General features: G+C 69.8%; 24 protein-coding genes and 1 pseudogene. 15 read left to right on the forward strand and 10 right to left on the reverse strand.

Annotated features, from left to right (window positions below; all coding sequences use genetic code 11):
- Positions 1 to 25: 25 nt before the first annotated feature.
- Positions 26 to 427 (reverse strand): RidA family protein, encoded by a 402-nt coding sequence (locus Q0Z83_RS13785; RefSeq protein WP_317794291.1) that lies wholly within the window; start codon positions 425 to 427, stop codon positions 26 to 28.
- A 91-nt stretch (positions 428 to 518) separates the two neighbouring features.
- Between Q0Z83_RS13785 and Q0Z83_RS13790 the strand changes: the two genes are divergently transcribed.
- Together Q0Z83_RS13790 and Q0Z83_RS13795 are read left to right on the forward strand one after the other, a co-directional pair.
- Positions 519 to 1,481 (forward strand): helix-turn-helix transcriptional regulator, encoded by a 963-nt coding sequence (locus Q0Z83_RS13790; RefSeq protein WP_317794292.1) that lies wholly within the window; start codon positions 519 to 521, stop codon positions 1,479 to 1,481.
- Positions 1,482 to 1,520: 39 nt separating this feature from the next.
- A pseudogene (locus tag Q0Z83_RS13795) lies at positions 1,521 to 1,955 on the forward strand (class I SAM-dependent methyltransferase); the annotation flags it as partial.
- On the opposite strand, the gene Q0Z83_RS13800 reads toward Q0Z83_RS13795, so the two are convergent.
- From Q0Z83_RS13800 to Q0Z83_RS13810, 3 genes are all read right to left on the reverse strand, one after another.
- Positions 1,938 to 2,963, reverse strand: a complete 1,026-nt coding sequence (locus tag Q0Z83_RS13800) for a pyridoxal-phosphate dependent enzyme (protein ID WP_317794293.1) — start codon at positions 2,961 to 2,963, stop codon at positions 1,938 to 1,940. The pseudogene Q0Z83_RS13795 and the gene Q0Z83_RS13800 overlap by 18 nt on opposite strands.
- A gap of 286 nt (positions 2,964 to 3,249) precedes the next feature.
- The gene (locus Q0Z83_RS13805) at positions 3,250 to 3,789 is read right to left on the reverse strand and encodes a hypothetical protein (RefSeq protein ID WP_317794294.1); all 540 of its coding nucleotides are present in this window, start codon (positions 3,787 to 3,789) and stop codon (positions 3,250 to 3,252) included.
- Between the two features lie 248 nt (positions 3,790 to 4,037).
- Positions 4,038 to 4,784, reverse strand: a complete 747-nt coding sequence (locus tag Q0Z83_RS13810; RefSeq protein ID WP_317794295.1) for a DUF6928 family protein — start codon at positions 4,782 to 4,784, stop codon at positions 4,038 to 4,040.
- Positions 4,785 to 4,848: 64 nt separating this feature from the next.
- On the opposite strand from Q0Z83_RS13810, the gene Q0Z83_RS13815 reads away from it, so the two are divergent.
- Both Q0Z83_RS13815 and Q0Z83_RS13820 read left to right on the forward strand, forming a co-directional pair.
- Entirely contained in the window at positions 4,849 to 5,259 is a 411-nt protein-coding gene (locus Q0Z83_RS13815; protein WP_317794296.1) for an ankyrin repeat domain-containing protein, read from the forward strand.
- Between the two features lie 22 nt (positions 5,260 to 5,281).
- Positions 5,282 to 5,641: a hypothetical protein gene (locus Q0Z83_RS13820; protein WP_317794297.1), complete on the forward strand. Its 360-nt coding sequence runs from the start codon at positions 5,282 to 5,284 to the stop codon at positions 5,639 to 5,641.
- On the opposite strand, the gene Q0Z83_RS13825 is transcribed toward Q0Z83_RS13820, so the two are convergent.
- Both Q0Z83_RS13825 and Q0Z83_RS13830 read right to left on the reverse strand, forming a co-directional pair.
- On the reverse strand, positions 5,638 to 6,159 hold the full coding sequence (locus tag Q0Z83_RS13825; protein ID WP_317794298.1) for a DUF4303 domain-containing protein: 522 nt from the start codon (positions 6,157 to 6,159) through the stop codon (positions 5,638 to 5,640). The two genes, Q0Z83_RS13820 and Q0Z83_RS13825, sit on opposite strands and share 4 nt — an antisense overlap.
- Positions 6,160 to 6,166: 7 nt before the next feature.
- Entirely contained in the window at positions 6,167 to 6,832 is a 666-nt protein-coding gene (locus Q0Z83_RS13830; protein WP_317794299.1) for a TetR/AcrR family transcriptional regulator, read from the reverse strand.
- Between the two features lie 109 nt (positions 6,833 to 6,941).
- Between Q0Z83_RS13830 and Q0Z83_RS13835 the strand changes: the two genes are divergently transcribed.
- Together Q0Z83_RS13835 and Q0Z83_RS13840 are read left to right on the forward strand one after the other, a co-directional pair.
- Positions 6,942 to 7,904 (forward strand): SDR family NAD(P)-dependent oxidoreductase, encoded by a 963-nt coding sequence (locus Q0Z83_RS13835; protein ID WP_317794300.1) that lies wholly within the window; start codon positions 6,942 to 6,944, stop codon positions 7,902 to 7,904.
- Between the two features lie 27 nt (positions 7,905 to 7,931).
- A complete protein-coding gene (locus Q0Z83_RS13840; RefSeq protein WP_317794301.1) occupies positions 7,932 to 8,534 on the forward strand; it encodes a hypothetical protein in 603 nt (200 codons plus the stop codon).
- A 59-nt stretch (positions 8,535 to 8,593) separates the two neighbouring features.
- Here the strand turns inward: Q0Z83_RS13840 and Q0Z83_RS13845 are convergent, their stop codons facing one another.
- Positions 8,594 to 9,121 (reverse strand): hypothetical protein, encoded by a 528-nt coding sequence (locus Q0Z83_RS13845; protein WP_317794302.1) that lies wholly within the window; start codon positions 9,119 to 9,121, stop codon positions 8,594 to 8,596.
- Between the two features lie 10 nt (positions 9,122 to 9,131).
- Entirely contained in the window at positions 9,132 to 9,485 is a 354-nt protein-coding gene (locus Q0Z83_RS13850; RefSeq protein WP_317794303.1) for a hypothetical protein, read from the reverse strand.
- 99 nt (positions 9,486 to 9,584) lie between these two features.
- On the opposite strand from Q0Z83_RS13850, the gene Q0Z83_RS13855 reads away from it, so the two are divergent.
- Both Q0Z83_RS13855 and lepB read left to right on the forward strand, forming a co-directional pair.
- The gene (locus Q0Z83_RS13855; RefSeq protein ID WP_317794304.1) at positions 9,585 to 10,142 is read left to right on the forward strand and encodes a hypothetical protein; all 558 of its coding nucleotides are present in this window, start codon (positions 9,585 to 9,587) and stop codon (positions 10,140 to 10,142) included.
- Between the two features lie 7 nt (positions 10,143 to 10,149).
- Positions 10,150 to 10,767, forward strand: coding sequence for a signal peptidase I (lepB, locus tag Q0Z83_RS13860; protein ID WP_317797074.1), 618 nt, complete (start codon positions 10,150 to 10,152; stop codon positions 10,765 to 10,767).
- On the opposite strand, the gene Q0Z83_RS13865 is transcribed toward lepB, so the two are convergent.
- Complete coding sequence (locus Q0Z83_RS13865; protein WP_317794305.1) at positions 10,760 to 10,966, reverse strand: hypothetical protein; 207 nt, start codon at positions 10,964 to 10,966, stop codon at positions 10,760 to 10,762. The two genes, lepB and Q0Z83_RS13865, sit on opposite strands and share 8 nt — an antisense overlap.
- Before the next feature lie 32 nt (positions 10,967 to 10,998).
- On the reverse strand, positions 10,999 to 11,982 hold the full coding sequence (locus tag Q0Z83_RS13870; protein ID WP_317794306.1) for an NAD-dependent epimerase/dehydratase family protein: 984 nt from the start codon (positions 11,980 to 11,982) through the stop codon (positions 10,999 to 11,001).
- An 88-nt stretch (positions 11,983 to 12,070) separates the two neighbouring features.
- Here Q0Z83_RS13870 and Q0Z83_RS13875 point away from each other — a divergent pair, with 88 nt between their 5' ends.
- The 7 genes from Q0Z83_RS13875 to Q0Z83_RS13905 are packed head-to-tail and all read left to right on the forward strand — an operon-like array spanning position 12,071 to position 20,152.
- Entirely contained in the window at positions 12,071 to 12,946 is an 876-nt protein-coding gene (locus Q0Z83_RS13875; protein WP_317794307.1) for a helix-turn-helix domain-containing protein, read from the forward strand.
- Complete coding sequence (locus Q0Z83_RS13880) at positions 12,882 to 14,918, forward strand: S9 family peptidase (protein WP_317794308.1); 2,037 nt, start codon at positions 12,882 to 12,884, stop codon at positions 14,916 to 14,918. The genes Q0Z83_RS13875 and Q0Z83_RS13880 overlap by 65 nt, the downstream gene beginning before the upstream one ends.
- 42 nt (positions 14,919 to 14,960) lie before the next feature.
- Complete coding sequence (locus Q0Z83_RS13885) at positions 14,961 to 15,884, forward strand: phosphotransferase family protein (RefSeq protein WP_317794309.1); 924 nt, start codon at positions 14,961 to 14,963, stop codon at positions 15,882 to 15,884.
- A 3-nt stretch (positions 15,885 to 15,887) separates the two neighbouring features.
- Positions 15,888 to 16,583 carry a VOC family protein gene (locus tag Q0Z83_RS13890; protein ID WP_317794310.1) on the forward strand — a complete coding sequence of 232 codons (696 nt, stop codon included), beginning with the start codon at positions 15,888 to 15,890 and terminating at the stop codon, positions 16,581 to 16,583.
- A 58-nt stretch (positions 16,584 to 16,641) separates the two neighbouring features.
- Positions 16,642 to 17,397 (forward strand): ABC transporter ATP-binding protein, encoded by a 756-nt coding sequence (locus Q0Z83_RS13895; RefSeq protein ID WP_317794311.1) that lies wholly within the window; start codon positions 16,642 to 16,644, stop codon positions 17,395 to 17,397.
- Complete coding sequence (locus Q0Z83_RS13900; RefSeq protein WP_317794312.1) at positions 17,382 to 19,193, forward strand: hypothetical protein; 1,812 nt, start codon at positions 17,382 to 17,384, stop codon at positions 19,191 to 19,193. Before Q0Z83_RS13895 ends, Q0Z83_RS13900 begins: the two co-directional genes overlap by 16 nt.
- Entirely contained in the window at positions 19,193 to 20,152 is a 960-nt protein-coding gene (locus Q0Z83_RS13905) for a DUF1152 domain-containing protein (RefSeq protein ID WP_317794313.1), read from the forward strand. Before Q0Z83_RS13900 ends, Q0Z83_RS13905 begins: the two co-directional genes overlap by 1 nt.
- Positions 20,153 to 20,162 lie beyond the last annotated feature (10 nt).

The raw sequence follows: 20,162 nt of genomic DNA on the forward strand, positions 1-20,162 counted from the left end.
GGCACCGTATCGAGCTGCGTCCACCTCAGTCGACGGCCGTCGCCTCCAGCTCGATCATCTGGCCCGGGACCGCCAGCCGGGTCACGCCCAGCATCGTGGTCGCCGGTGCCACCCCGGCCGCACCCAACCGCCCGGCCAGCACCCCGTAGTGCGCGAACAGCGCGTCCACGTCGGTGGTGTAGACGTTGAGCCGAACCACGTTCGCCAGCGACATCCCGGCCGCGGCGAGCACCGCCTCCAGGTTGGCCAGGCTCGACGTCAGCTGCCCGGCGATGTCCCCGTCGTGTTGCGGCTTGCCGTCGGCGTCCATCGCCGTCTGACCCGAGCAATACAGGGTCCGGTGAGGCCCGGAGACCACCTCACCCTGGTTGAATCCCAGCTCCACCGACCACGGCCACGGGTTGACCGCCACTCGTTGCACTGCCACTTCGGCTCCGTTCCTCTGTCGACCTCGTACGAACCGAGCCTGCCGGGAAATCACGACACCTCCTGTCATGTATTCCGATAACGTGGCGAGCATGCGCGCGGACCGGCTGGTCTCCCTGGTGCTCCTGCTGCGCCGGCGCGGCCGGCTGACCGCGGACGTGCTGGCCGCCGAGCTGGAAGTGTCGACCCGGACGGTGCTGCGCGACATCGAGGCCCTCTCCGCCGCCGGTGTCCCGGTCTACGCCGAGCGCGGCCGGCACGGCGGGTTCGCACTGCTCCCCGGCTTCCGGACCGAACTGACCGGGCTCAACCACGACGAGACCCTCGCCCTGCTGACCGCCGGGTCGGGGGAGGCGTTCGGGCTCGGCCCGGCGCTGGCCTCAGCGATGCGCAAGGTCGTCGACGCGCTCCCGGAGACCCACCGGAGCACCGCGGACGACGCCGCCCGACGGTTCCTCGTCGAACCCGAAACCGACCTGCTGTCGCGCCGCCCGGTCGTCGACGAGGTACCGGACACCACGATGAGCGAGGTCCGGCGCGCGGTCCTGGCCGGACACCGGCTCCGGATCCACTACGCCGCGACCGGCGGCCCACCCCGATGGCGCACCGTCGACCCGATCGGGCTGGTCACCGTCCGCGACCGGATCTACCTGCTGGCCACCAGAGACGGTGCGGACCGCACGTACCGTCTCTCCCGCATGCTGGCCGCCGAGGAACTGTCCGAACCGGCTCGGCGCCCGACCCGGGTCGACCTGGACCGGGCCTGGCGCGACCGCTGCGCCCGGTTCCTGTCCGACGACCACGTCGCCGTCCAGGTCAGCGTCGAACCGGCCCGCCGCGAAGAGCTGCTGACCAACGCGGTCGCCGTCCGAGCGGAACAATCCGAACCCGGCGGCCGACTACGGCTGGAGGTCACCTTCCAGGACCTGCGCCACGCCGTCTGGGCCCTGTGGCAACTCGGCCCGGACGCCGAGGCACTCACCCCACCCGCGCTACGCACCGCCCTCCGCGACCGCGCCACCGCACTGGCCGTCCGCTACACCGACATCGACTAGGGTCTGCGGCCGTGGACCCCTCGACCGAAGAACTGCGCCGGCCTTTCGCCGCGCGGCGTCGACCTGGCTCCGGGCATGATCGAGGTCGCCCGGCGTGACCATCCGGCGTTCCCGTCCGAGGTGGCCGACCTGCGTCACCTGCCCTTCGTGGACGCCTCATTGGCCGGTGCGGTGTGCTGGAACTCGCTGATCTTCCTGGCGCCGGTGGACCGTACCCCCGCGTTCGCCGAACTCGCCCGTGTCTTGAAACCGGGCGGGTACCTGGTGACCGCGTTCAAGGACGGCGACGGCCGGCATCGGCGCAGCGGATGGTCGGCCGGTCTCGGAGTGGAGTTCGACTCCTACTGGTTGTCGGCACGGGAGATGACCGAGTTAGCGGTCAGCGCCGGTTTCGGCGTGGTCTTCCAGGGCAGCCGGCCACCCGGGGAGTCCGAGTCCTTCCCCCAGGGCTACCTGTTACTCCGCAAAGCCTGAGTCCCCACCGGCCGGATTGGCGGCCGCGCCCTCGGTCACCAGCAGGACCACCGTCGCCTCCAGCGGGGCCACCGCGGCGAGCGCGGCCAGCGGCGCCGCACCGCACGGCCCGGCGTCGACACCCCGCGCGGCCAGCGCCCGTGCGGCCTCGGCCACCGCGGCGTCCTCGACGGTCACACAACCATCAAGACCAGCCCGGATGTACGGCCAGGCCAGCGCCGACACGGTCCCGCAGTTCAGGCCGGCCATGCTCGTCGCACCCGTCTCGACGGTCACCGGCCGACCGGCGGCGACACTCGCCGACACGCACGCCGCCACCGTCGGCTCCACACTGACCACCCGCGTCGCCGACGGGCGGCTGCGGTAGTGGACCAGCGCCGCCTGCAACAACGAACCGACCCCGGCCGGGACGATCACGAGGTCGGGCGATTCACCCAACTGATCGTCGATCTCCCGGAACAGCGTGGAGTAACCGTCGACGATCCAGCCGGGCGTCTCCTCGTACCCCTCCCAAGCGGTGTCCTGAATCAACAGCCCACGCCGCGCGTTCGCCGCCGCCGCAACCGCCGCGTCGTAGTCGCCCGAGACCCGGGTGACCGCCGCACCTTCGTCGCGGATCGCCTGGATCGCGGCCGGATGCACCCCGTCCGGCACGAAGATCTCCGCCCGCTGCCCGAACTCCCGCGCGAACCGCGCCACCGCCCGCCCATGATTACCGTCAGTCGCGGTCACGATGGTCACCGGCCGATCGGTGACCTTCTGTAGCGCCCGATGGATCGCCCACGACGCGCCGAGCGCCTTGAACGCCGGCAACCCGAGCCGCGCCGACTCGTCCTTGGCGAACAATCGCGCCACGCCGTATTGCCGGGCCGTTTCCGCAAGGTCGACCAGCCGGGTCGGCGCATAACCGGGCAGAGCCCGATGAAATTCAAGAACATCGGCCGGCGCGGGCGCGCACGTCCAGGTCTCATCCCGGCCGGCGTTCGCCACATATCCGGTACGGGTCACGCGTTCTCATCCCATCGAAAAGGCAGTTCGGCGCGAACAAGGTTCACGTAGTAGTCGACACCCGTCGCGAGAGCGTCGCCCGAATCGTGGCGCCACCGCGACCGATCATCACTCACGATATTCGCGCTAGGCCCCGCGCAAACGCACAAAGCCATGCGGGCGTGGTTAGTGGATCGGTCTCGCTGACGCGGACGTAGATCGCGTGTGGGTGCGGCCGGACTGTGATCCTGACGCGTCGGATGGTGATCGCCGAACGGGATCTCAGGCGAAGGGGATGCGGTCAGCTCTATCGTCGACTGCTGATGCTCGGTAGTGGGGGTTGCGGGTTCGGGCGTGTCCATCGCAGGCGGGGTGGATTTGCTGCTCCGACATCTTGAGCGAGCTGACGTCGGAGCTCGGCAGCCAGGTGCCGCAGGGTCTGTGACTCGGCGTCCGACAATGTTGGTCCAGCCTGACCGTCAGGCACGGATTCATCCTTGAAAGCGGCTTCGGCGAGCGCGTTCAAGAGTTTCATATAGATATCCATCGAGGCTGGAGTTAGGAACATCCCTCCCGCATTCTCACTGAAATACCAGTCGTGAAACTCTTCAATGTATTGCTGCAAATCGGTTCGCTTTGGCTGCTCTTCCGTCGGCGGCCAATAGCGGGGCAAGCGTCTAGAGACATGAAAAAGTTCCTGGTAGCGTTCCAGCCTCTTGCCCTGCATGGTTTGATCATACGAGTGCTCGAGCGTCAGTCTCATGTTGGAGCGCGACGTCAGGTAGGTGGCGATGGTTCCGACAACAGCACCGATGATCGCCCCGGTCAATGCAATGATCGCAGTCATGACGACTCCCCTCAGCGCCTCCATTCGAGAGTAGAGGGTGAGGGCTATGCCTCCTTCTAATTCGATCTTCAGGCTGCGATAGAGCGATCCGCTGCCGAGCCTGCCCAGCGTCTTCGACAGCGGGGTGGGGGTGGAATGTCGGCGCCGTCCCAACGGCCGTGGGCGCGCGACACCACCAGTGCCGGCCGTTGGGCAGGGCGACGTTGACGGCTTCGGCGTGCCCGCCGATATTGTCAACGTCTGTGGCGTCAGCGCGTGCCGTCGGTGATCTCGCGGAACGAGCCGTCCGGCGCCGAGGTGTAGCGGCGCGGCGGCTTCATGAGCTTCCAGATCTCTTCCATTCTCGACTCACGTTCGGCCTGTTCCCGACCGGTCGGGTCGGCGATCCGGAAGCCGTGCAGCGGAACGTCGAACGGATCGACGTCACCGGGAACGCCCTCGAGGATGAAACCGAAGAACGCGCGGAGCACCTCCTCGCCCAGATCGAGCGGGTGAAAGGGCAGCGGATAGGGATCTTCGGAGAAGACCGGCTCGACCGGATGTTCGCCGGCCCAGAAGGGCAGTTCGAAGTCGTACGGCTCGCCGATGTTCTCTCCGATGCCGCCGTCCGGTGCCATGCTCAGCGCACGGACGAGCTCGCCGTTCTCCCACACCGCGAAGCTCAGCCGATCGGAGACCGAATGCATCCCGTGCATGATGATCCGTCGGCCCGCTGCGGCCCGCAGCAGCGGGGCCGGGATCTGCGACGGCGGATCCCAGACGAGCCGGCGGTCGCAGTACAGTTCGGCGCCGGGCAGGATCGTCGCGTAGCCGGTGTCGTCCGGTGGATGGCTGTAATCACCGAGGGAACCGTCGCCCACCGGTGTCACCTCGTACTCGGGATGCAGCTCACGCACCCGTTCGAGGACCACCGTCGGGTCGGATCGGACCGCCTCCCGCAGAGTCGGGCGCAGATCGCCCTCAGCGAAAGCGAGCAGTGCCGTCTTCGCGCCCACCGATCCCGCCCCCCCACATAGATGATCACCGCAGTTTAGGGCAGGCCTCCCGTACGGTGGGGCCGTGAAGTGGCGTCGCCGAAAGAAGATGCAGCAGCGGCTGGTGGAGGCCGCGGCCTGGGGCGAGGTCGGGCGAGTGGCCCGGCTGTTGCGCAAGGGTGCCGACCCGAACGCGGCCGGACCGGACGGGACCACCCCGCTGTACCGGGCCAGTGTCCAGGACCGGGCGGACAACGTGCGAACGCTGGTCGCCGCCGGGGCGGATCCGAACGTCGAAAGCGGGACCGGCGACGAGGGGCTGCCGCTGTGTGCCGCGGCGTGCTGGGGACATGTCGCGGTCGTCCGGGAGTTGCTGGCCGGTGGCGCCGACCCTGATCTGCGCGAAGACGACGGGTCCGGGCGCACCGCGATCGAGTGGGCCTCTGCCGGCGGCCATCACGACACCCTCGAACTGCTCTCCGCCGGCCGGACCTGATCGGCGCCGGTCCGGGAGTCGATTGGCGTACGTCGCTACTCTGGCGTTCTGCGGATCGGTGCTTGGGGGAGCTGCTATGCCGTTGTTCGTATCCAGGGGGCTCGCTCTCATCGGCGTCGGCCTGCTCATCGGCTTTGTCGGGCTCATCTGGATCGCCAACCTCTTCGGCGTCGCCGACGAACACGCCAAGCAGATCTCCGAGAACCGCCTGAACCGGTGGATGGCCGGCGAGACCGGAACCGCAGCGGACTACCGGAACTCCGATCGCTTCAAGTCGGGATTCGCCCTGGCGAGATTCGTCGTCGGCGGCGGATTCATGCTGATCGGCCTGGTCATGGTCATCTCAGGCGTCGTCTATCTGATCTCGCCACCTGTCGATTAGCGGGCGGGTGCGATCTCCCGCAGATGTTCGGCCAGCCCGGGCACCGACGCCAACACCCGATGGTCGACGCTCGCGCGAATGAGGTCGGCCTCCTCGTCTCCTCGTTGACCGTCGAGGATGACCACGACGAACCCGGCCGGCAGCGAGTCATGGATCCGGCCCTGCCGGGCGGTCGCCGTCATGGCCTTGCAGACCCGGGCCATGGCGGCGTCGTGCGCGGTGTCGTCCGGCGACTCCTCGGACATGCGCTGATACCAGGGCCACATCGCGTCACTCGCCGCGGCCAGGACATCCCATCGCCACTCCGGCGCGACGAACCGCGTCGAATATCCGTCCCGATCGTGTACCGCGGAGTCGGCGTTGGCGGCGAACGCCGGGGACAGGATCGTCGTACCGTCGCTGTAGAAGAGGTGGAAAGCCGCGGCATACAGGTTTTCGTCCGGATGGGAGTCGGCCAGGCTCGCCAGAGCCCGGCATCCGCTGTCGTGCCACGCAGTCTCGAACGCATCCCAATTCATCGGCGGATCATGAGCGGGGCAGTACGCCCAGCAGGGTCGCGGTCAGGGCCTGCTCCAGCGAGTCCTTCAACTCCAGGTGGAAGCGCGCCAGGTCGGGCTCGGCCTCGTAGGCCGCCCGCAGGCTGGGCGGGGGAGTGCTGTACGCCGACAGTGCCCCGGCCATGACCATGGCCTGCAGACAGAACAGCGTCGCGTTCGCGCCGAGCTCCGGCAGATGCTTCTGGAGCAGGGCGGTCATCGTCGCCAGGCGTTGCAGCGAGGTGCGCTTGTAGCGGGTGACGACCTCGACCGAGACGTTGTGTTCCAGGACGCCGCCCTGGGCGCCGAAGAGGTCGCACAGCACCACACGGCCGGAGAGCGAGCGGCCCAGGATCTCCGCGACCGCTGTCGCGCGCCCGGCCATCGGCAGCGTCTCGTCGACTCCGGCGGCCAGTTCGGCGTCCAGTGCCGCCAGCCAGTCCTGCAGGAACTGATCCAGCAGTTCGAGCAGCACCGCCTCGCGGGACTCGAAGTAGCGCAGCACGTTCGGCTTGGCCAGGCCCACCCGGCGGCTGAGTTCGTTCAGGGTGACCGCGGCCACCGGCATCTCGTCGAGCATCGTCGATGCGGTGTCGAGGATCGCCTGCCGGCGGATCTCCCGCTGCTCCTCGGTTCGTGCCCGCTGGAAAGTCACGATCACCAGCCTAACTTAAGTACCCGCGGTACGTTGACAACGTACCGCGGGTACTTTAGAGTCGTCCATGCAAGATACCTTCGGTACTTTAGTGGGCGGAGATCCTGACATGACCGAGAAGTGGACCACAGCCGACATTCCCGACCAGCGCGGCCGCGTCGCCGTCGTCACCGGAGCCAACACCGGATTGGGGTACGAGACGGCCAAGGCACTCGCCGACCGCGGGGCGTCAGTGGTGCTGGCCGTACGCGACGTCACGAAAGGACGTCAGGCGGCGGCCCGCATGAACGGCGACGTGACCGTGCAGCCGCTGGACCTCACCTCCCTCGACTCCATCCGAACCGCAGCGGCCACCCTGCGGTCCCGGCTCGACCACATCGACCTGCTGATCAACAACGCCGGCGTCATGTACACCCCGAAACAGACCACCCGCGACGGCTTCGAGATGCAGTTCGGCACCAACCACCTCGGGCACTTCGCACTCACCGGCCTGCTGCTGGACATGATGCTCCCGGTACCCGGCTCGCGGGTGGTGACGGTCAGCAGCACCGGCCACCGCATCCGGGCCGCGATCCACTTCGACGACCTGCAGTGGCAACGGTCCTACAGTCGGGTGTCCGCCTACGGCCAGTCGAAACTCGCCAACCTGATGTTCACCTACGAGCTGCAACGACGACTCGCCACACACGGCACCACCGTCGCGCTCGCGGCCCACCCCGGCATCTCCAGCACCGAACTCGCCCGCAACACCCCGACCGCCCTCCGCCTCCCGATCGGATGGCTCGCACCGCTGATCACCCAGACTCCGGCCATGGGTGCACTACCGACCCTGCGCGCCGCCACCGACCCCGCCGCGCTCGGCGGTCAGTACTACGGTCCCGGCGGACGCAACCAGATCAAGGGACACCCCCGGCTGGTCACCTCCAGCCCGGATTCGTACGAGGTGGCCGTCCAGCAGCGTCTGTGGACCGTCTCGGAGAGCCTCACCGGCGTGACGTTCCCCGTCGTCCCGGCCCCGGCGGTCCCGGCCGTCGATCAACCGTTCGGCGCCGATCTCCCGGGGTCGCGGTAGTTGATCATCGACCGGCATACTCGTCCGGTGCGCCGCTCCACCCACCTCGCCGTCTCCGTCGTCGTCGCGATCGCCTGCGGGCTGGCCGCCGTCGCCGTCTCCAACGCGATGGGCCCGGCCGTGCCCGCAGCCGGCCCGGCGGTGGTGGCCGCTGACCCCGCGGGCACGACCGTCCACACCAGCGCCCCGGCCCGGCCGGCCCTGTGCGACGCCGAGCGGCCGGTCGCCCGGGACCCGTTCCCGTACAATCGCGACGCCGCCGCCCGCGATCGCCTGCTGCCCTTCCTCGATCTGCTGGGCAACGGCGAGACCTTCACCGGCGGTGCCGGATTCTTCGGCCCGATGGACGCCGCCGGGCTGGCCGAACTACTCGACGGAGAGTGGCTCGACCCGGACGACCGGCAGAACCTCGCACCATCCGCCTGGGACATCTTCCAGTTCGTCTGCGACCACCCGGGCACCCACGCCCAGGGATACGCGATCAGCCCCGACCGGGAGGACTACCGGATCTCCCTGGAGACCATCTGGGCGCCGGAGATCGACGACGCGCTCCGCGCCGACGCGCTCGCATTCTGCGTCGGCACCGAAGCCCTCGAAACCACCGACGAGCTCGAATGTTTCTGGGACTGACCGGTCTCGCGGACCTGCCATCCACCGACCAGCCGGTGCAGGGTGGCGACGTCGAGGTTCTAGTCCCGGGTCCATAGCGAGAGTCTGGACGTGGCCACCACCAGGACGCGGCCCGAGTCGGAGAAGCCGGCCGCCCGGATCGGATCGTCGTCGTGGATGATCAGGGCGGACTCCGGGTCGTCGGCCGGGTCGGCGGCGCCCGGTGGGATCAGGGCGACCTTCTCGCCGGGCCAGTCGGGGGCGATCACCGCGACCCGCCACCTGTCCGGAGTGAAGGTCCGCAGCCCGCCGCCCCAGAGCCCGGCGAGGGGGATCCGCATACCGGCGACCGGCCCGATCCCGGCCACCGCGACCGGATAGTGGTCGCCATAGGTGTCGTCCTCGTCGCTGCGGGCGATCGTCCGCGCGGTGAACGGGTCGATCACGCCGACACCGTTGTGCGAGAGCACGACCAGCAGATCGGAGCCGGGTGCGAAACCGACCGCGGTGATCCCGCCGGTCCGCATGGGCCGGTCGCGCCACGGCGCGGGCGGTTCGACGGCCGTCTTGGCGCGCAGCGCGGCGCGGATGTCGGCGAGAGAGGGCACAGTCGATCTCCTAAGCCAGAGCGATGCCGTAGTTCTGACCCTTCTTGCGCACGATCCACGTGCCGGAGACGACCCCGCGACGTATGTCCACCAGCGGCAGCATGGCCGTCAGGTCGGTGATGAACATCGGGTAGTGATGGCCGTCGGTGTCACGCCAGATCAGATACTTCGCGGACTGCCCGGTGCGCATCGAGTCGATGGTCAGGGTCGCCTCGAAGGTGACGTTGGGCCGCATGGTGTACGGCACCTGCCGGTACCGATTGTCTTCCAGGTAGGAGTAGCCGCCGTCACGTTCGACGTAGAACAGCAGATTCCCGCGTTCGTCGTACGGCACCTCGGTGACCGAAGTCTTCCGTGTCGCCAACCCACTGCCTCCCCGTGCACCCCGATTTGCCAAGATCATGCTCGTGGGTGGACGCGTGCGCCAAATCGGCACGTCGACGCGCCGCGATAGGGTCCCCTCATGCATTTACCGTTCTCGCTGCGTGGCCTGCCGGGTGTCATCGAGGTCACCGTCGAGGTCACCCGCGACCCGACCGAGCTGGGTGCCTCGCCGGGCGCGGTCGGCCTGCCGCACTGCCGGGCCGCCGTCGAGTTTCCGGGCCGCGGCTACCACGGCCTCCTGGGCTGGATCCAGATGGTTCGTTCGACCGACAACGACAGCCACGGGAAAGCGTTCGAGATGGACCCCCTCATGTTCGTCGGCGCGGTGGCCCATCCGTTCGGCTTCTTCGGCATCACACCGACTCTGTTCGACGCGCCCGGCCGCCGTACCAACGAAGATCTCGATTGGCTCTGCCACAGCTTCCTGAGCTACATCAAGGATTTCGAAGGCGAGACGCGGGTGGTCTCCGCCATCACCGGGTTCAGCTGGGGGTTCAGCCGGACGGACGGCGTGACGACCGTCGAACCGGCGCAGCGCCTGACCTCCGCCGACTGGAACGGACACCTCGAGCTTCTGCATCGCGACCATCCCGGATGGCGTTTCCTCGACGATTTCGAGATGGACTCCACGTTGTAGTGTGCCGCTGGTGTCCACAAGCACCGATGCCCCCAAGACCAGCCGGGCGCGCTGGATCGAGTACCTAGTCCTGATCGTCGTGGCCGTGGTGGTCGCGACCACGGTTCGGACGTTTCTCCTCCAGACGTTCTACATCCCGTCGTCGTCCATGGAGCGGACGCTGCTTCTCGACGACAAGGTCCTGGTCAACAAGACGGCCTACTGGTTCCAGCCACCCGGCCGTGGTGAGGTCGTGGTCTTCGTGCCGCCGTCGGAGTGGTCGGCCGTCCCCGGGCAGGACTACATCAAGCGCGTCATCGGTGTGGCCGGCGACCGTGTCGTCTGCTGCGACAAGGACCGGCGGATCACCGTGAACGGGCAGGCTCTCGACGAGGACTACCTGTACCCGGGGGACGCCCCGTCCGACAAGACCTTCGACGTGACCGTCGGTGCGGGCCGCGTCTTCGTCCTCGGCGACCATCGCAGCGCCTCCGGCGACTCGCGGGAACACCTCGACGCCGCCGACGGCACCGTCCCGGAGGACCGCCTCGTGGGCCGGGCGTTCGTCCTCTTCTGGCCGGCGGCGAGAGCCCGGACCCTGTCGGTGCCCGCGACGTTCGCCGACGTCCCGGCTCCCCTCAGGTGAGCCGGACGAGGCCGGCCCGGGTCGGCTGGAAACCGCAGCCCTCGAGGTAGAACCTCGCCAGGTGGGGTTCGAAGTCGACGTGCAGCCACCGCTGCGACCAGGGCTGCACGACCGCCGGATCCGCGCCGAACGCCCGGGAGTGCAATGCGCTCAGCTGACGGTCGTCGACCGTGAAACGGGTTATCAGTTCGATGGCCATCCGGCTCACGGTAGAAGAGAGGCGGGACGGCATCACCGCGTTTTTCGCGCGGACGGGGCGGTCGGCCGTACCGCGAGGCTTTCGCCGGCGGCGATGATCGCTTCGGTGGAAGGCCTCGGTGTCCAGCCGAGGATCCGTCGCGCCTTGGCGTTGGAGATCTGCTTGGCGTAGCCGAGTTCGCCCGCGAACGCCCGCAACTGCGGATTGAACACCGCACCCAGGCGGACGACCATGTTCGGCAGATCGCGGGTCGGTACCTTCGACGCCGCCGCGCCCAGGTGCGAGCGCAGCACCGCACCGATCTCCCGCATCGGCGTCACCGGGCCACTGGCCAGCAGGAACCGCTCGCCGGCGGCACCGGCGGCGGTCATCGCCGCCACGTGGGCGCTCGCCACGTCCCGCACGTCGACGATCGGGATGTGCAGGTCCGGGAAACCGGGCATCTCACCGGCGAGCATCCGCTGCACGATGTGGTTGGCACCCGACACCGAACCGCCGGACACCGGGCCCATCACCGCGACCGGCAGCATCGTGGTCAGCTCCAGGCCCTCCCGGGCGGCGAACTCCCAGGCCGCCCGCTCGGCCAGAACCTTGCTACGGCCGTAGGCGTCCATCCCCGGCCCGTTCATCACCGACCAGTCGTCCTCGGTGAACACGTGCGAGGTGTGCGGATGACCGAACCCGACCGCATGGAACGCCGACGTCAGCACCACCCGCTTCACCCCGGCGTCGGCCGCCGCCCGCAGTACCCGCAGCGTGCCCTCCCGGGCCGGGACGATCAGGTCGTCCTCGTTCGCGACGTGCCCGGGCCGCACCGGCGACGCCACGTGCAGCACGTAGTCGCAGCCCGCCGCGGCGGCCTTCCAACCGTCGTCGGACAGCAGGTCGGCGTGCACGAAACCCGGCCGAGGGGAGCGGGCGGTCGCCCGTACCGCAAAGCCTTGATCTTGAAGAACCCGGATGCAGTGACCGGCGATGAAACCTGAACCACCGGTGACGAGAACACGCTGTGTCATGGCGATCACGATCCGGCGGCCGCGACGACACAGCCAGAGCCCTGACAGGACCCCCTCTGTCCGGGCCGTCGCGACCTACCGTGGTGGCATGCCATCCGAACTGGGCGCCTTCCTGCAGGCCCGCCGCGAACTGGTCACCCCCGAGGAGGCCGGGATCCCGGTCACCGGCGTGCGCCGGGTCGCCGGTCTGCGCCGCGAGGAGGTCGCCATGCTCGCCGGCATCAGCGCCGACTACTACCTGCGACTGGAACGCGGCCGCGACCTCAACCCGTCGTTGCAGGTCCTGGAGGCCCTGGCCCGGGTGCTGCGCCTCGACGACGACACCCGCGCCTACCTGATCGGCCTGGCCGGACCGAAACCGCGCCGACGGCGCACCCACCGGGAGACCCTGCCGCCGGGCACCGCGAAACTCGTCGCCACCCTGCCGCTGCCGGCGTTCGTCGAGGGCCGCTGCCTCGACGTCCTCGCCGCCAACCCGCTCGCGACGGCCCTGTCACCACGACTCGTCCCCGGCGGTAACCGGCTGCGGGACGTCTTCCTCGACGAGGCCGAACGGGCGCTCTTCCCGAACTGGGAGACGGCCTGCGCCTACCTGGTCGCCGGATTCCGCGAGGCGGTCGGCACCGACACCGACGATCCGCGCTTCATCGAACTCGTCGGCGAACTCTCCCTCGCCAGCCCGCTCTTCCGGAGACTGTGGGCCCGCCACGACGTGCGCCCACGGGCCGGAGCGGTCCTCTCATTCCATCATCCACAGGTCGGCGAACTCACCCTCAACCGGGAGAAACTGCTGGTCAGCGGCACCGACGGAATCATGCTCGTGGTTTACCACCCGGACGCCGGAAGTGAAGCCGCCGACAAGCTCACACTGCTGGCCTCACTTGCGGCACAGTATTCGGATGACGTCGACCTTTCCCGGGCAAGTCGCCCGCACCCAGGGGTTCACACTCGGTCTGGCCCGTAACCTCGTGATCTCGCCGGACGGCTCCCGCGTGGTCTTCCTGCGCACGCCCGGCGGCGAGGATCCGGTCGCCGGCCTGTGGCTCCACGACGTCGCGACCGGCGAGGAGAAGCTGCTCGCCGACGCGGCGGCGCTGGGCGCCACCGACGCCGGACCGATGTCCGAGCGGGAACGGGCGCGGCGTGAGCGGGCCCGCGACAGGTCCGCGGGGATCAGCGTCTTCCACACCGACGCGGAGGTACGGACGATCGTGTTCACCCTCGACATGAGGTTGTTCGTGGCCGACGTGTCCGCCGGTCGGGTCACCGAGGTCGGCGCGCGGGAGCCGGTCGCCGAGGCACGCATCGACCCGACCGGTAACTGGATCGCCTACGTCCACGACGACGAACTGCGGGTGATCAGCCGCGACGGCAAGGACGACCGGGCCCTGGCCGAACCGGACGGCCCCGAGGTCACCTGGGGTCTGCCGGAGCACGAGGCGTCCGAGTCGATGGACCGGTTCCAGGGCTACTGGTGGGCGCCCGACGGCCGTTCGCTGGTCGCCGCCCGGGTCGACAACAGCCCCGTCCAGGTGTGGTACATCAGTGACCCGGCCCACCCGGAGCGCCCGCCGACCGCCCTGCGATACCCGGCCGCCGGCACCCCGAACGCCGACGTCAGCCTGCACGTGCTCGGCCTGGACGGTGGCCGTACCGAGATCGACTGGGACCGTAAGGCGTTCGAATACGTCACCCGGGTGACCTGGGACCGGACCGCCCTGCTGGTGACGGTCCAGAACCGCCCGCAGACCGCGATGCGGATCCTGTCCGCCGACCCGGCCACCGGCCGCACCACGGTGCTGCGCGAGGACACCGCCGCGGACTGGACCACGATCGTCTCCGGTGTACCCGCCCACACCGCGTCGGGCGCCCTGCTGTGGACCGTCGAGGAGGGCGACACCCGCCGCCTGACGGTCGACGGCGTCCCGGTGACCCCGCCCGGCCTGCAGATCGACCGGGTGCTGTCGATCGACGGCGACTCGGTGCTGTTCACCGCCTTCGAGGACCCGGCGGTCCGGCACCTGTGGACCTGGTCGCCGACGGCGTTGCGGCAGGTGACCACCGAGGACGGTCTGCACGACGGCCGGCTCGCCGGTGGGACGACGGTCGTCGACGCGCGCACCCCGACCGGCGAGACCGTGACGGTCAACGGCCGCCCGCTGGCCGGGTTCGCGGCGACCCCGTCGATCATTCCGCGTCCGCGGCTGCACTGGCTCGGTGAGCGCCGGATCCGTACCGCGGTGCTGCTGCCGACCGGCTACACCGGCGGCCCGCTGCCGGTGCTGATGGACCCCTATGGCGGCCGGGCCGCGCAGCGGGCCGTCGCCGCCCGGTCCCGTTACTGGGCGTCGCAGTGGTTCGCCGACCAGGGCTTCGCCGTGGTCATCGCGGACGGCCGGGGCACGCCCGGTCGTGGCCCGACTTGGGACCGGTCCCGCGGCGACGACCACCCGGCGCCGCGCCTGCAGGACCAGGTCGACGCCCTCCAGGCAGCCGCCGAGCACTACGACCTGGACCTGTCGAAGGTCGGCATCCGCGGCTGGTCGGCCGGCGGCTACCTGGCCGCGCTGGCCGTACTGCGCCGCCCGGACGTCTTCCACGCCGGCATCGCCGGGGCGCCGGTCACCGACATGCTGCTCTACAGCTCGCACTGGCAGGAGAAGACCCTGGGCCTGCCGGCCGAGAACCCGCGGATGTACGCCCAGTCGTCGCTGATCGACGACGCCCCGAACCTGCGCGTCCCGCTGCTGCTGATCCACGGCCTGGTCGACGACAACGTCCTGCCGGTGCACACCATGAAACTGTCCGCCGCCCTGCTCGCGGCGGGCCGCCCGCACACCGTCCTGCCGCTGCCCGGCGCCTCGCACATGGGCGCCGTCGACGGCCTGTGGGAGTACGAACTGGCGTTCCTCAGGCAGTCGCTGAACCTGTCGTAAATGCGGTGCCCGAGGGGGAGGACGGCGGTACCGTGCCGGGTCATGAACGTGACACGGCTGCGCTGGTCCGACATTCCGGACTCCCTCCGGGCCCGTGCCGAGGCCGCCGTGGCGACCCCGCTGCGGGAGGTCGGCAGCGCACCCGGCGGGTTCACCCCCGGCGTGGCCTCGGCGCTCGCCGGGCAGTCGGGGGAGTCGTTCTTCGTGAAGGCCATCGCCCGGCACACGTCGGAGGTGGCCGGCTCCTACCTGCGCGAGGCGCTGGTCGCCGCGGCGTTGCCGCCGCAGGTGCCCAGCCCACGGCTGCTCTGGTGGCACGACGACGGCGTGTGGATCGTGATGCTGTTCGAGCACGTCGACGGCCGTACCCCGCAGATCGCCGGCCTCGAACCGGTGCTGGTGGCCGTGGCCGCGCTGGGCGAGACCCCGGGCCCGGCGGGCCTGCCCCGGCTCGTCGACGAATATGACGAGGACTTCGCCGGCTGGCGAGGCGTCGACGACTGGCCCGCGGTCGTCGACGCCTACCCGGAGCTCGCCGCCGCCTCGCTCGACGCGCTGGCCGCCCGGGAGAAACGCTGGTCGCAGGTCGCCGACGGGACCGCGCTCGTCCACGGCGACCTGCGGCTGGACAACATGATCCACACCGATGCGGGCGTCCGGATCGTCGACTGGCCCAACGCGTGCATCGGTGCCGGCTGGTTCGACCTGCTGCTGATGACCCCGAGTCTGGCCATGCACGGCGTCGACGTGCAGACGCTGATCAGCGAACACCCGCTGACCGGTACGGTCGACCACGACGACCTGGACACCGTGCTGATCGCAGCGGCCGGGTACTTTGTCACCCGATCCCTGCTGCCTCCGCCCCCGGCGGCGCCCGCGGTCCGCGACTTCCAGCGGGCGCAGGCGACCGCGCTGCTGGCCTGGCTGGCAACGCGCCGCCCCGACCTGCTCACCGATCGGACGTGACCCATGACCCTGGACCTGTACGCCCTCTGCGTCGACGCGCGTCAACCCGAACGGCTCGCCGGGTTCTGGGCGGCGATGCTCGGCTATCAGGCGGTCGACGACCCGTACGGGGGAGTGCTGATCGGCGGTGACCACGGGTTCCGGTTACGGTTCCAGGCCGAGCAGGCGCCGAAGACGGCGGCGAACCTGATGCACTTCGACCTGACCAGCACCTCGATCCAGGACCAGGAACAGACCGTCGCGAAAGCGCTGGCGCTCGGCGGGCGGCACCTCGACATCGGGCAGGGCGACGTCGACCACGTGGTGCTCGGTGATCCGGAGGGCAACGAGTTCGACGTGATCGAGCCCGGTAACGGCTTTCTCGCCGGGTGCGGGTTCATCGGGGCGCTGGCCAGTGACGGCAGTCAGGCGGTCGGCTACTTCTGGGCTCAGGCACTGGGCTGGCCGCTGGTCTGGGACGAGAACGAGGAGACCGCGATCCAGTCCCCGTCAGGTGGCACGAAGATCACCTGGGGCGGTCCGCCGCTGGATCCGCGTGACGGCAAGCCGCGAATCTCGTACGACATCAGTGGTCTTGACGAGCCGGAGACCCGCCGCCTGATCGCCCTCGGCGCCACCCACCTGGAGGACGGCCCCGGCTGGGTCCGGCTGACCGACCCGGACGGTAACCCGTTCCGGCTCCTGGCGGGTCCGCACTGAAGATCGAATCCGTTTAGGATTCGCGTTCGATCGGTTGCATCGGACGGGGGCGTCTTTCTTGAATTCCGCATTGGAGCTGGCCGGGCTGGCCAAACACTTCGGTCCCAAGACCGCGGTCCACGATGTGACGCTGACGGTGCCGGCCGGCTCGTTCTACGGCCTGGTCGGCCCGAACGGCGCCGGGAAGACCACCTCGCTGTCGATGGCCGTCGGCCTGCTGCGCCCGGACGCCGGAACGGCCCGGATCTTCGGCGCCGACGTGTGGGCCGACCCGGTCAAGGCCCGCGCCCAGGTCGGCGTGCTCCCCGACGGCCTGGCCCTGCCGGAACGCCTCACCGGCCGTGAGCTGCTGGTCTTCCAGGCCCGGCTGCGCGGGTTCGACAAGGCCACCTCGACGAGCCGGGCCGAGGAACTGCTCGACGTCCTCGATCTGCTCGACGCCGAACGCACCCTGGTCAACGACTACTCGACGGGCATGCGCAAGAAGATCGGCCTGGCCACCGCTCTGCTGCACGGGCCGCGCCTGCTGGTGCTGGACGAACCCTTCGAAGCGGTCGACCCGGTGTCCGCGCTGACCATCCGCGGAATCCTGCAGACGTTCGTCGCCGGTGGCGGTTCGGTGGTGCTGTCCAGTCACGTGATGGCCCTGGTCGAGCAGGTCTGCGACCACGTCGCGGTGATCGACGCCGGGCGGGTCGTCGCCGCCGGCACCCTCGAGGAGGTCCGCTCCGGCGCCAGTCTGGAGGGCCGGTTCGTCGAGCTCGTCGGCGCCGGTGCCGCGACCAGGAAGGCGCCGTCGTGGCTGGCGTCCTGATCGCGATGCGGCTGCGGGTGCTCGCGCACACGCTCACCGGCTCCCGCGCCGCGAGCATGATCAGTGGCGGGGTCGCGGGGCTGCTGCTGGCCGCGGCCACCATCGCGCTGGCCGAGACGGCACCGGTGCACGTCCGTACGGATCTGCTCGCGATCGTGCTGGCGTGCTGGATGTTCGGCTGGGTCCTCGGCCCGGTCTACACCGGCGGCGGTGACGACAGCCTGCGCCCGGAACAGTTCGCGCTCCTGCCGCTGCGCCCGCTGCCGCTGGCGTTCGGGCTGCTCACGGCCGGATTCGTGGGCATCGCACCGGCGGTCAGCCTGATCGCGTTCACCTCGCTGATCGCCTACGCGCAGGGCATCGCCGCGATCGTCGTGTCGATCGTCGCGGTCGCCCTCCAACTGGTCCTGGTGCTGATGCTGTCGCGGCTGGTCGTCGGCGTGCTGGCGGTCGCCGTCCGGTCCCGGGTCGGTGCGATCCTGGCCGCGCTCGTCAACGCCGGGATGGCCGTCCTGCTCAACCAGTCGTGGGTGCTGATCTGGGCGGCCGTCGAGTCCGAGTTGTTCACCTACGGCTTCCCGCCCGGGTTCTCGGCGGTGCTGCACTGGCTGCCGTCGTCGTGGGGGATGGTCGCGGTCGACGCGGCCGCGCACGGTCACTGGGCTCTCGCGACGGCCGCCGTCGGCGGCCTCGGCGTCCTCATCGGCGCGGCGCTGGCGGTCTGGGCCCGGTTGCTGGTGCGCCGGACCACCACTCGGGGCGGTGTGTCGGCCGGTCGCGGTTCGCTTCTCGACCGGTTCGCCGACGGGGGTACGACCCAAACGGTCGCCGTAAAGGAACTCCGCACCTGGTCGCGTGACCTGATGCGGACGCACTTCTTCTGGTACTCGCTGTTCTTCGGGACGCTGTACACGCTCGTACCGCTGATCATCGGCTGGCGGGGGATGCTGCCGTGGACCGGTGTGATCATCGTGGCGATGGCCGCCGCCACCTCCGCCAACCTGTTCGGTCTCGACGGCACCGCACTGTGGCTCGGCCTGCTGAACCCCGGCGGCGAACGGGCCGAGATCCGTGGCCGCCAGCTCGCCTGGCTGCTGCAGGTCGCGCCGGTCACCCTCCTGATCACCGTCGTCGGTACCGTCGTCGCCGGTGGTGACGCGCGGACCTGGGCGTGGGCGCTGGCCCTGCTGTTCGCGGCCCTCGGCGGTGGCGCCGGCCTGATCGTGCTCGTCTCGGTGTACGCGCTGGTCCCGGTCCTGGAACCGAGACGCCGCACCGGCAACCCCCTCGAGGCCGGCCCGATCTTCGGCCAGGTGATCGGCGTTCTGCTACTGGTCTGCCTGACCACCGTCCCCGCCGCGGCGGTGGCGTGGGCCGCCGATCCGCCGCTCACCTGGGCCGCCGTACCGGTCGCCCTGCTCACCGGCGGACTGCTCACCTGGTGGGGCGGCCGGCTCGCCGCGCGTCGACTGGCCGCCACCGGCCCGGAGATGCTGGCGACGATGCGCTCCGGCGGCACCGTCTCCCTCACCGCCGCCCGGAAGACGGCGGTCGAACTGCCGCCTCGGCTGTCGGCGCTGGTCACCACCCTGTGGATCGCCTGCTGGATCCCGCTGTTCCCGCAGGGTCTCGTCCCGCTGTGGATGATCCTGTCCGGGTCCGAGAACCGGCTCTGGTTCCTCGCCCTGTACCTGTCCGATCCGTGGCGGATCCCGGTCGCGGTGGCGTTCGCGCTGCTCGGCCTGGCCATGCTCGCGGTCGGCACGGTCATCCCGCTGCGGTACGGTCGTCGCTGATGTCCTCCCTGCTCACACCACCGCTGTTCGCGGCACTGGCACCGGCCCGACGGATCCTGATCGCCGGTGCCGGCGGCGGCTTCGACGTGTACGCCGGACTGCCGCTGGCCCTGGCGCTGCGCGCGACCGGCGCCGAGGTGCACCTGGCCAGCCTGTCGTTCTCCCAGCTGGAACTCATCGACCAGCAGTCCTGGGCGGAACGCAACGTCGCCGCGATCACCCCGGACACCGCCAGTCCGGACTGGTTCTTCCCGGAACGGACATTGGCCCGCTGGCTCGCCGCGCGGGACATGCCCTCGACGGTGTACGCGTTCCCACCCCTCGGAGTGCAGACGCTACGGGAGGCGTACCGCCATCTCGTCGATCGTCTGGAGATCGACGCCGTGGTGCTGGTCGACGGTGGCACCGACATCCTGATGCGGGGTGACGAGGACGCCCTGGGCACCCCGGTCGAGGACATCACCAGCATCGCCGCGGTGACCGCCCTCGACGTGCCGATCAAGCTGGTCACCTGCCTCGGCTTCGGCATCGACGCCTACCACGGCGTCAACCACGTGCAGGTGCTGGAGAACATCGCCGCCCTCGACCGGGACGGCGGCTACCTGGGTGCGCTGTCCATCCCCGGAGACAGCCGGGAGGCCGTCCTCTACCGGGAGGCGGTCGCTGACGCGCAGGCCGCCACGCCCGAACGGCCCAGCATCGTCAACGGGCAGATCGCGGCCGCGGTCGCCGGCGCCTTCGGCGACGTCCAGTTCACCCGGCGGACCAGCGGCAGCACGCTGTTCGTCAACCCGCTGATGGCCATCTACTTCACCGTCGACCTGGACAAACTCGCCGCTCGGTGCCTCTACCTCGACCGGATCGAGAACACCGTCGGTCGCAACCAGGTGATCACCCGCATCCAGACGTTCCGCAACGAGATCCCCAGCACGCGGATTCCGCGCGCCTACCCGCATTAAGGTACGTCCG

Source organism: Actinoplanes sichuanensis, from assembly GCF_033097365.1.
GTDB lineage: Bacteria > Actinomycetota > Actinomycetes > Mycobacteriales > Micromonosporaceae > Actinoplanes > Actinoplanes sichuanensis.